7 protein-coding genes are annotated in these 9,889 nt (G+C 73.8%); 2 read left to right on the plus strand and 5 right to left on the minus strand.

Annotation, left to right across the window (positions count from 1 at the left end):
- Positions 1–44 precede the first annotated feature (44 nt).
- Entirely contained in the window at positions 45–2,660 is a 2,616-nt protein-coding gene (locus IG64_RS29510; protein WP_037861703.1) for a glycoside hydrolase family 2, read from the minus strand.
- A 308-nt stretch (positions 2,661–2,968) separates the two neighbouring features.
- On the opposite strand from IG64_RS29510, the gene IG64_RS29515 reads away from it, so the two are divergent.
- Complete coding sequence (locus tag IG64_RS29515) at positions 2,969–3,346, plus strand: hypothetical protein (protein ID WP_037861705.1); 378 nt, start codon at positions 2,969–2,971, stop codon at positions 3,344–3,346.
- 88 nt (positions 3,347–3,434) lie between these two features.
- Here the strand turns inward: IG64_RS29515 and glgC are convergent, their stop codons facing one another.
- The 3 genes from glgC to IG64_RS42510 are packed head-to-tail and all read right to left on the minus strand — an operon-like array spanning position 3,435 to position 6,932.
- Positions 3,435–4,655: a glucose-1-phosphate adenylyltransferase gene (gene glgC, locus IG64_RS29520; protein ID WP_037861707.1), complete on the minus strand. Its 1,221-nt coding sequence runs from the start codon at positions 4,653–4,655 to the stop codon at positions 3,435–3,437.
- Between the two features lie 50 nt (positions 4,656–4,705).
- Positions 4,706–5,953 (minus strand): glycogen synthase, encoded by a 1,248-nt coding sequence (glgA, locus tag IG64_RS29525; protein ID WP_037861708.1) that lies wholly within the window; start codon positions 5,951–5,953, stop codon positions 4,706–4,708.
- Between the two features lie 40 nt (positions 5,954–5,993).
- Entirely contained in the window at positions 5,994–6,932 is a 939-nt protein-coding gene (locus tag IG64_RS42510; protein ID WP_234438650.1) for a (2Fe-2S)-binding protein, read from the minus strand.
- A gap of 255 nt (positions 6,933–7,187) precedes the next feature.
- Between IG64_RS42510 and IG64_RS29535 the strand changes: the two genes are divergently transcribed.
- The gene (locus IG64_RS29535) at positions 7,188–8,408 is read left to right on the plus strand and encodes a DMT family transporter (RefSeq protein ID WP_037861710.1); all 1,221 of its coding nucleotides are present in this window, start codon (positions 7,188–7,190) and stop codon (positions 8,406–8,408) included.
- A 16-nt stretch (positions 8,409–8,424) separates the two neighbouring features.
- Here IG64_RS29535 and IG64_RS29540 read toward each other — a convergent pair whose 3' ends face one another.
- Positions 8,425–9,666, minus strand: a complete 1,242-nt coding sequence (locus IG64_RS29540) for a transglycosylase family protein (RefSeq protein ID WP_037861711.1) — start codon at positions 9,664–9,666, stop codon at positions 8,425–8,427.
- Positions 9,667–9,889: the final 223 nt, after the last annotated feature.

The following is a 9,889-nucleotide window of genomic DNA, read 5'->3' on the forward strand; positions in this document are numbered from 1 at the left end:
ACCTCCGAGGGAGACGTCATTGCCTGCATGATCACGTCTGATGGTCAGTCAGCCGGGCATCCCGCGGGTGTCGCGCGCGACGCGTCGCGGATCAGCGCCTGCTGGGCGGCCCGTATCCGGTCCGCGTCCGGCTTGAGGACCCGCCGGTCGTAGGTGAGCAGACCGTTGAGTTCGCCCTCCACATCGCTGATCTGGGTGTAGACCGCGCCGTTGCTGCCGCGGCAGGCCAGCGCCCGCACCTCGCCGAGCTTGGTGAGGTAGTCGTCGGTGTAGGCGGCGGGGTCGACGTCGACGTAGCTCTGCTGCACCGGCCAGGCATGGCCGGGCACCGCGAGGCCGAGGCCGCCGTACTCGCCGCTGACCAGGGCCCTCCTGCCGTCGGGGTGCGGCGGCAGCGCGGGAGAGGGGTAGCCGTGCTCGTCGATGATGTCACCGGCTCCGCCGTCGGTCCCCAGGTTGATCCCGGACATGCCGTTGACCAGGCGCGTCGGGTCCCAGCTCTTGGCCTGATCGGCGACGCGGGCCTCGTCGTACTGGCCCCAGCCCTCGTTGAAGGTGACCCACATGACGACCGACGGGCTGCTGACGTGCTCGTCGATCACCTCCTTCATCTCGCGCTCGTACTCGGTCCGCGCGGCGGCGGACGGGTTCACTCCCGCGGTCATGGCGGGCATGTCCTGCCACACCATCAGGCCCAGCCGGTCCGCCCAGTAGAACCAGCGGTCGGGTTCGACCTTGATGTGCTTGCGCACGGCGTTGAAGCCGAGCTGCTTGTGCGCCTTCAGGTCGTACGCCAGGGCCTCGTCGGTGGGCGCGGTGTACAGGCCGTCGGGCCAGAAGCCCTGGTCGAGCGTGGCCATCATGAAGACCGGCTTGCCGTTGAGGACCGTGCGCGGGACGCCGTCCACCTGCTCCACCGCGATGGAGCGCATGCCGAAGTAGCTGCCGACCTCGTCGGCGCCGACGCGCACCTTCAGGTCGTACAGGAAGGGGTCGTCGGGCGACCACAGGCGCGGGTCGTGGATCGTCAGGGTGAGCGGCGAGCCGGTGCGGCCGTGAGCGGTGGCGACCTTGTGCCGTCCCGCGTACGCCGTCGCCGTGACCGGTACGCCGTCGCGGACCCCGTCGGCCCGGACGGTGAGGCGGCCGTGCGGGACGTCGGGGGTGAGCTTGAGGGAGTCGACGTGGTCGCGGGCGACCGGCTCCATCCACACGGTCTGCCAGATGCCCGAAGTCGGCGTGTACCAGATGCCGCTCGGGTCCAGGCGCTGCTTGCCCAGCGGCGGGTTCTCCCCGCCGGCCGCGTCGGTCGGGTCGTAGACGCCGACGATCAGCTCCTGGGTGCGGCCGGGCTTCAGCGCGTCGGTGACGTCGGCGCTGAACTTGTCGTAGCCGCCCTGGTGCGCGGCGACCTTCGTGCCGTTGACGTAGACCTCGGCCCTCCAGTCCACCGCCCCGAAGTTGAGCCGCAGCCGCTTGCCGTGGCCGACGTGCCAGTTCGCGGGCACGGTGAAGGTGCGGCGGTACCACATGCGGTCCTCGTGCCGTTCGATCCCCGAGAGCTGGGACTCCACCGGGTAGGGCACGAGGATCCGCTCGGGCAGCGACGTGCCCACGGGCGGCTGCTCGCCCTCGTGGGCAGCGGCGAACTGCCAGCGGCCGTTGAGGCTGCGCCAGTCGGAGCGGGTCAGCTGCGGGCGCGGGTACTCGGGAAGGGCGTTGTCCGGCCCGACCTGCCCGGCCCACGGCGTGCGCAGTTCGTACGTCGACCGGTTGGGTCCGCTGCTCCAGAACGCGCCGACCGCCTTGGCGTCGGCGCCGGTGAGCCCGCCCCGGCCGTCGTAGCGCACGTCGGCGGTGCCGCGCGCGGTGCCGCTCTTGTTGCCGACGACGGGCTGCTGGAGGCTCACCAGCAGGGCGCGCGGGTCGGCCGGGTCGGTGCGGGCGGTGCCGAGCGGCCAGGCGGCGCCGCCGATCACGGCCTTCAGGTGGTCGGCGAGGCCGGCCGGGGGCGCGGCGAGCCGCTGCGCGAAGGCGAGTCTCAGGGTGCGGCCGTCCCCGAGGACGGTGGTGCTGAGCGCGCCGTCGTAGGCGTATCCGTCGGGCAGGCGGAACGCGGACTGCGGCACCGCCTCCTTGGTGCCGCCGGGCTCGGTCCAGCGGACGTGGAGGTTGGAGCCGCCGTAGTGCTCGAAGTACTCGACCTTGATGTCGTAGGCCGTGCCCGCGGTCAGCTGCACGGGGGCCGAGTTCTGTTCGCGGTCCCAGTCGTCGACCCAGTGGTCGATGACGAGGCTGCCGCCTATCCAGAGGCGGAAGCCGTTGTCGCCGGTGATCGAGAAGGTGTGGGCGCCGGTCTTCTCCGGGACGATGCGGCCGGTCCAGCGGACGCTGACGTCGTCGGAGCGGCCGGTGGTGGCGGCCAGGCGGGGTTCGAGGTTGTCGAAGTCGAGTGCGGGGTCGAACGCGGTGGCCTTCAGCTCGTCGAAGTCGAAGGCTCCGGGGGCGGACTGGGTGTAGTAGTCGCCCTTGAGGCCGTGGACCTCCACGGGGTCGTCGGCGGGGGTGGCGGTCGCGGTGGGGGCCGCGGTGAACGCGGCGAGACCGAGCGCTGCGGCGAGCAGCAGCGCGAGTCGGTCCCTGAAGCGGCTGGTGCGCACGATCCTCCTCGTGACGAGGGAAAATGGCGGCTCTTGTGCACTGCCCGGTTGCGGGATTGTTCGGTCCGGTGTGGAACAACGTTGTCAAGGCAGTCGACGGCATGACAGCACGGATCCGCCTCGTAGTCCAGGGACATGACAAAAGGTCGGATCAACCGGTGCCCCCGCCCTGCGCGCAGGGCGCCCCCGGCCGGGGCGAGATCCAAGTGGACCGTACGCCCGCGGGGCGCGCACCATGGGGGCGTCGCTCCCGTGTCGTGCGGGGCTCCCGCGCGGCTCGCCTCTCCCGCGGAAGGGAAGTGAACCGGATGCCCAAGGTCTCCCGGCGCACCGCCACCCAGGGCGGCGACTACGGACCCGTCGTCGAGCAGTCCGAGGACCTCGACCCCTACACGGTGGACTTCCGTGTCTTCCGCGAGGACGTCGACCTCACCCCGCTGCTCAGGGAACTGCCGGACGGCCGCTGCCAGTGCCCGCACTGGGGTTACGTCTTCAAGGGCGAGCTGCGGCTGCGCTACCCCGACCACGACGAGGTCTACCAGGCCGGAGAGGCGTTCTACGCGCCTCCGGGCCACGTCCCCGTGCACACGGCGCCGGGCACCGAGTACGTGCAGTTCAGTCCCGCCGAGGACGCGCGCCGGGCCAGTGCGATCACCCTGAACCACTTCCCGCCGCTGACCGGCTGAGCCGCCCGCCGCCCCGGGGGCCGGGGGACGGCGGCCCACGCCGGCCGGGGCGGCGTCGGCCGGGGGGGCGCGTGGCGGGCGCGAGGCCCTATGGAACGCGCTGGCCCTTGCCCAGGGCGATCACCCCGCCCGTGGAGACGGTGTACAGCGCGGCGTCCCGCTCCGGGTTGACGCCGATCGTCGCGCCGGGCGGTACCTCGACGTTCTTGTCGAGGACCGCGCCGCGCACGACCGCGCCCCGCCCGACGTGGACGTTGTCGTGCAGCACCGAGCCCTGCACCACCGCGCCGGGATCCACCCGCACGCCCGGGGAGAGCACGGACCGCGTGACCTGTCCGCGGATCAGGCAGCCCGCGCTGATGATGGACTCCCCCGCGATGCCGCCCGCGTTGAACCGGGCCGGCGAGAGCTGGTTGGAGTGGGTGTAGACCGGCCAGTCCCGGTTGTAGAGGTTGAAGGCGGGACGCTCGGCGATGAGGTCCATGTGGGCGTCGTAGTACGCGTCGAGCGTGCCCACGTCCCGCCAGTAGCCCTGGTCACGGCTGGTCTCGCCGGGCACGTGGTTGGCGCTGAAGTCGTACAGCTGGGCCTCGCCGCGCTCGGTGAGGGCGGGCAGGATCGAGCCGCCCATGTCGTGCACGGATCCCTCGTCCTCGGCGTCCCGGTGCAGTGCCTCGACGAGCGCCTTGGTGGTGAAGATGTAGTTGCCCATGGAGGCGAAGACGTGGTCGGGGTCGTCGGGCAGGCCCGGCGGATCGGCGGGCTTCTCCAGGAACCGCTCGACACTCTGCCCGTCCGAGGCCGGGGTGATCACGCCGAACGACGAGGACTGCGTGCGCGGCACCCGGATGCCGGCGACGGTCACCCCCGCGCCGCCCTCGATGTGCTGCCGGAGCATCTGCCGCGGGTCCATGCGGTAGACGTGGTCGGCGCCGAAGACCGCCACGTACTCGGGCTGTTCGTCGTGGACCAGGTTGAGCGACTGGAGGATCGCGTCGGCGCTGCCCAGGTACCAGCGCGGGCCGAGGCGCTGCTGGGCGGGCACCGGTGTGACGTAGTTGCCGAGCAGGCTGGACATGCGCCAGGTCGTGGTGATGTGCCGGTCCAGCGAGTGCGACTTGTACTGGGTCAGCACACAGACGCGCAGGATGTCCCCGTTGACGAGGTTGGACAGGACGAAGTCGACGAGGCGGTACGTCCCGCCGAAGGTCACCGCCGGTTTGGCGCGGTCCGCGGTCAGGGGCATCAGACGCTTGCCCTCACCGCCCGCGAGGACGATTCCGAGGACCGAAGGTCCACCACGACGCATGGCCGCTCCCCTCACCCGGTTGAACCACTACTGCCCTGGTGCGAAGTGGCCTAAGCCTGCCCGAGGATCTCCTCGTACAGCGCCGCGGTGCGCCGGGCGACGGCGTCCCAGCCGAACTCCGCCACCGCCCGCAGCCGCCCCGCCTCGCCCATGCGGCGCGCCGCCGCCGGGTCGGCGAGCACGGCGTCCAGGGCGCGGGCCAGAGCCGCCTCGAACGCCTCGTTCGGACCGCCGTCCTTCCTTGGGTCCCGGCCCTCGCCGCGTCCTTCGTCCCGGCTCCCGACCGGCTCTTCGTCCCGGCCGCCGTCCAGGTCGACGAGGATCCCGGTGCGGCCGTCGTCGACCACCTCCGGGATGCCGCCGACGCGGGAGGCGACGACGGGCGTGCCGCAGGCCATCGCCTCCAGGTTGACGATGCCGAGCGGCTCGTACACCGAGGGGCAGACGAAGACGGCCGCGTGCGTGAGCAACTGGACCACGTCCGGGCGTGGCAGCATCTGCGGGATCCAGTGGACACCGTCGCGGTCCTGGCTCAGCTCCCGGAACAGATCCCGGAACTCCCGGTCGATCTCCGGGGTGTCGGGGGCGCCCGCGCAGAGCACGACCTGGGCCGCCGGGTCGATGTCCCGGGCGGCGCGCAGCAGGTGCGGCACGCCCTTCTGCCGCGTGATGCGGCCGACGAACAGCACGTAGGGGCGGTCCGGGTCGAGGCCGATGCGCGTGAGGACGTCGGTCTTCGGGTCGGGCCGGTACAGGGCGGTGTCGATGCCGTTGTGGATGACGTGGACACGGGCCGGGTCCAGGTCCGGGTAGCAGCCGAGGATGTCGGCGCGCATCGCGCCGGAGACGGCGACCACCGCGTCGGCGGCCTCCATCGCGGTGCGTTCGGCCCAGCTCGACAGGGCGTAACCGCCGCCGAGCTGCTCGGCCTTCCACGGGCGCAGCGGCTCCAGGGAGTGCGCGGTCAGCACGTGCGGCACGCCGTGCAGCAGCTTGCCGAGGTGGCCGGCGAGGTTCGCGTACCAGGTGTGCGAGTGCAGCAGGTCGCAGCCCTCGGTGGCGGCGGTCATGGCCAGGTCCACGGAGAAGGTCCGCAGGGCGTCGTTGGCGCCGTCCAGCACGGGCCAGGGCCGGTGGCGCACGACACCCGACGCCCGCTCCGCCGAGGAGGCCTCGCCCCAGCAGTGCACCTCCAGGTCGACCAGCGGCCGCAGTTCCCGTGCCAGGAACTCGACATGGACGCCCGCACCGCCGTACACGTCCGGCGGGTACTCCCGGGTCAGTAGTCCCACGCGCACCCGCAAACCCCCTGAGTCCGGCGGCAAGTCCCCTTCATGGTCACCCGGATGCGGCCCGGGGGGAAGGGGCCGGGGCACGTGAGAAACAACAGTCCCCGCAGACACCGCCGCCGGGCACGCGGTAGTAGAGGCAGCAACTGCGCCGCCGGAAGCCGGTGGCGCCCAGGGTGCCCGCCCCCGCGAGCGCCGGGTGGGCGAGCAGGCGTACGGCCAGGCCGTGGGCCAGGTCGCCGGTCGCGGGCCGGCCGTCCCGGAGCGCCCACCCGCGCACCTGCCGTGCCGCCGCGGCCAGCGCGGAGGCGGCGTTGCCCCGCAGCAGGCCCGGCGCGAGGCGGTAGCGGGCGCGCAGGGCGGCGGCCAGGGGCTCCAGATGGGCGTGCAGGACGGCGCGGGCGAGGGCGTCGGTGGCGGTGGCTGGGTCGGTGAGGGTGTCGGGGGCGGTGGCGGCTTCGCGGTGGGTGGCAGGTTCTTGGGCGGGTTCGGGGTCGGGGTCGGCTTCGGGGTGGGTGAGGGTCTCGGTGGCGGCTTCGGGGTCGGTGGCGGTGTCAGGGTCGGGGGCGGTGAGGGTGGCGGGTTCGGTGCGGGCCGCGGTCCCATCGGCCGGGCGGGCGGCGGGCAGCGGGCGCACCTCCGTGAGCCACAGGTCGTCGGGGGCGCTGCCCGTGGGGTCCCAGCGGAGCAGGTCAGGGGCGAGGTCGGGAAGCCGCCCGTACCGCACGGCACAGCCCAGTGCCACCGACCACAGGCGGGCGGCGAGCCCCTGGTGGGCCACCGAGGCGGCGACCCGGGGCTCGGGGGCCCGGATGCCGTCGGCGACCCGGCGCACCCGCACGGTGAGCGGGTCGGCGCCGTGCCCGGAGGGCTCCTGGGCGTAGGCCTGCGCGAGGGTGGGCAGCGGCCCTCGGGGCGGTTCGCCCGTGCGCAGGGCGAAGAAGCCGCCGAGGGGGCGGAGGGCGGTGAGTTGTGCGTCGGGTTCCACGGGAAGCAGTAGTAGCAAGCCCTGGGGGCGACGTCCCCCAGGGGGCGGGTGCGGGCCGCTCGTCAGGGGCGCTCCACCGTGTGTCGCCCACCTTGGGGAGGACAGCGCGGGACGGCTACTCCATCGGCAGTATGACCCATTGACTGCTCAGGGACGACGACGGGAAGAGATCGGCACGGCAAGGTGTTGGACCATGGAAGCCGCCTGTTCACCGCGCCGGGCCCGAGGCCCCCGCCTCCCGCAGAGGACCAGCTCATGAGCGCCCTCGCGCTGTCCGTGCTGCTGTCACTCGTGTCCGCCGTGGCGTACGCGGGCGGCGCGATCGTGCAGGAGCAGGTCGCGGTGTCCAGTCCCGGGGAACAGTACGCGCCGCTGCGCCGGCCGGCCTGGTGGGCGGCGGTCGGTCTGAACGGTCTGGGCGGCCTGCTGCACGTGGTGGCGCTGGCCTGCGGTCCGCTCAGTCTGGTGCAGCCGCTGGGCGCCCTGACGATCGTGTTCGCCCTGCCCATGGCCGCCCTGCTGGTCGGCCGCCGGGCGGGCGCCGCCGCGTGGCGCGGCGCGGTCATGGCGACGGCCGGTCTGGCGGGCCTGCTGTCCCTGGTGGGCGCGTCCCACGCGCAGTCGCTGAGCGGGGCCCAGCGGGTGGCCCTGGCGGCCTTCACCGGCGGCGCGGTTATCGCGCTGACGGTGGCGGGGCGTGCCGCGCACCGGCACCCCGCCGTGCGCAGCGTGCTGCTCGCCACGGGTTCCGGCATCGCGTTCGGCATGTCCTCGGTGTTCACCAAGGCGGTCGCGGTGGACTGGACCGACGGGATCACGGCGGCCGACCTGCCGTCGCTGGCGGCGATCGCCGTCCTGGCCACGGCGGGCACGCTGCTGTCCCAGGCGTCGTACCGGGGCGGTGGCCTCGCGGCCCCGCTGGCCACGCTCACCGTGGCGAACCCGATGGCGGCGGCCGCGGTCGGCATCACCATGTTCGGCGAATCCTTCCGCTACGGGACCACGGGCACCGTGCTCGCCCTGGGCTGCGGTGTGGTGGCCGCCGGTGGCCTGATCCTGCTGACGACCGAGCGCATCGAACGCACGGCGGCGGATTCGGGGGCGGCCGCACCCGGGCAGGACGCGACGCCCCGGCAGGCTCCCCCGGCGCCTGCCGCTCCCGCGGTGCCTGCCTCCCCTGCCGTGCCTGCCGCTCCCGCGGTGCCCGTGATGCCAGCCGCTCCCGCGGTGCTCGCGTTGCCCGCTCTCCCCGCACCGCGTGAGGCGGCCTCCGGAGCCGGGCCCGCGCAGGGCGGACCGGCGACGGCGAATGAACCAGGCCCGACGACGGCGGATGCGCCGGGGCCGGTGACGGCGGCCGAACCGGGGACGGTGACGGACATGTTGTACAGCGGCCCGTTCTGCGGCCTCGTCCACGGGGTCGCGTACGTCCCGATGCCCGTCCTCGCCCGGCACCGGCCCCGGGTCGGGTCCTGACGCCGCCCGGCCGGGGTCAGATGTTGACCCCGCCCGCCCGGAGATAGCCGACCGGGTCGATGTCCGAGCCGAAACCGGGCCCCGTCCGCACCTCGAAGTGCAGATGCGGGCCCGTGACGTTCCCGGTCGCCCCGGAGCGGCCGATGCGCTGTCCGGCGGTGACCGACTGGCCGGCCCGGACCGAGATCGCCGACAGGTGCCCGTACTGGGTGTAGCGGCCGTCGGCGTGCCGGATCACCACCTGGTACCCGTAGGAACCGCCCCAGCCCGCGGTGACCACCCGGCCCGCCCCGGCGGCGTGCACGGAGGTGCCGGTGCCCACCAGGAAGTCGACGCCCGTGTGGTAGCCCTTTGACCAGTGGGAGCCGGACGCCCGGTAGCCGGTGCCGATGGGGCCGTGCACGGGGGCGACGAGGGTGTGCGAGGCGGTGTGCGGCCGGCCGGCCCTGCCGCTCTCCGGGCGGGTGGCGGGCTTCGACGCGGGCTTCGTCTTCTGCTGCGCGGCCGGCCGGCGGGCGGGTGCGGAATCCTGGTGCCGGACGGGTGCCTGCCGCGCCGGGTGCACGGAGAGCCGCTGGCCGGGCAGGATCAGGTCCGGGTCGTCCCCGACGACGGTCCGGTTGGCCGCGTACAACTGCCGCCAGCCGCCGCGGACATGGCGGTCGTCGGCGATGCCGGAGAGGGTGTCGCCGCGGACCACCGTGTACATCTCGGCGGTGCCCGCGCGGGACTGGGGCGTGGTCTGCGGTCTGACGTCGTGAGCGGGAGCCGCCGCACGGTCCGCCCGGCCCCCGGTCGCCCCGTGGGACGCGGCCCCGCTGCCCGTACGGTGCGCGGACTGCGCGGTCCCGCTGCCCGTACGGAGCGCGGACTGCGGCGTGGCGGCGGTCAGACCGGCCCGCGCCGAGCACACCGGCCACGCGCCGGGGCCCTGTCCGCCGAGCACCTTCTCCGCCACGGCGATCTGCTGCTCGCGCGTGGCGAGATCGGCGCGCGGCGCGTACCTGGTCCCGCCGAACGCCGCCCAGGTGGACCGGGTGAACTGCAGCCCGCCGTAGTAGCCGTTGCCGGTGTTGACGCTCCAGTTGCCGCTCGACTCGCAGGCGGCCACCTTGTTCCAGGTCGCCGCGTCGGCCGCGTACGCCGGGCCGGCGCCGATCAGCGGGATGGCCATGCCCGCACCGCCCACCGTGACCGTCAGTGAGGCGCGGTTGATCCTGTTCGGCTGGTACCGGCGGTGCCGACCGCGTGCGGCCATGTCCGTTCCCCCTCGCCATGCGTCAGGAGCGGCAAAAGTAGATGCCCCGAACGAGCCATGACAAGGCGGCAATCGGCCGCTTCCGTGCCTCAAGTGGCCGGTACCGCTCGTACGTTGGCCGGAACGACGACGTCAGGCCGGGAGCCGGGAAACGGGGAGCGGACGCGGGGTGGGGGGGGCGGTCGCCGGGTGGGGAGCGGTCGCGGGGTGCGGGGTGGAGGGC

Origin of the sequence: Streptomyces sp. NRRL S-340 (assembly GCF_000720185.1) — a bacterium.
In the GTDB taxonomy this organism is placed as follows: Bacteria; Actinomycetota; Actinomycetes; order Streptomycetales; family Streptomycetaceae; genus Streptomyces.

Bases quoted from the DNA above. Each gene is read 5' to 3' on its own strand.
- IG64_RS29515 (WP_037861705.1), top strand. From the start codon at position 2,969: ATGCCCAAGGTCTCCCGGCGCACCGCCACCCAGGGCGGCGACTACGGA.
- glgC (WP_037861707.1), bottom strand. From the start codon at position 4,655: ATGCGTCGTGGTGGACCTTCGGTCCTCGGAATCGTCCTCGCGGGCGGT.
- IG64_RS29535 (WP_037861710.1), top strand. From the start codon at position 7,188: ATGAGCGCCCTCGCGCTGTCCGTGCTGCTGTCACTCGTGTCCGCCGTG.
- IG64_RS29540 (WP_037861711.1), bottom strand. From the start codon at position 9,666: ATGGCCGCACGCGGTCGGCACCGCCGGTACCAGCCGAACAGGATCAAC.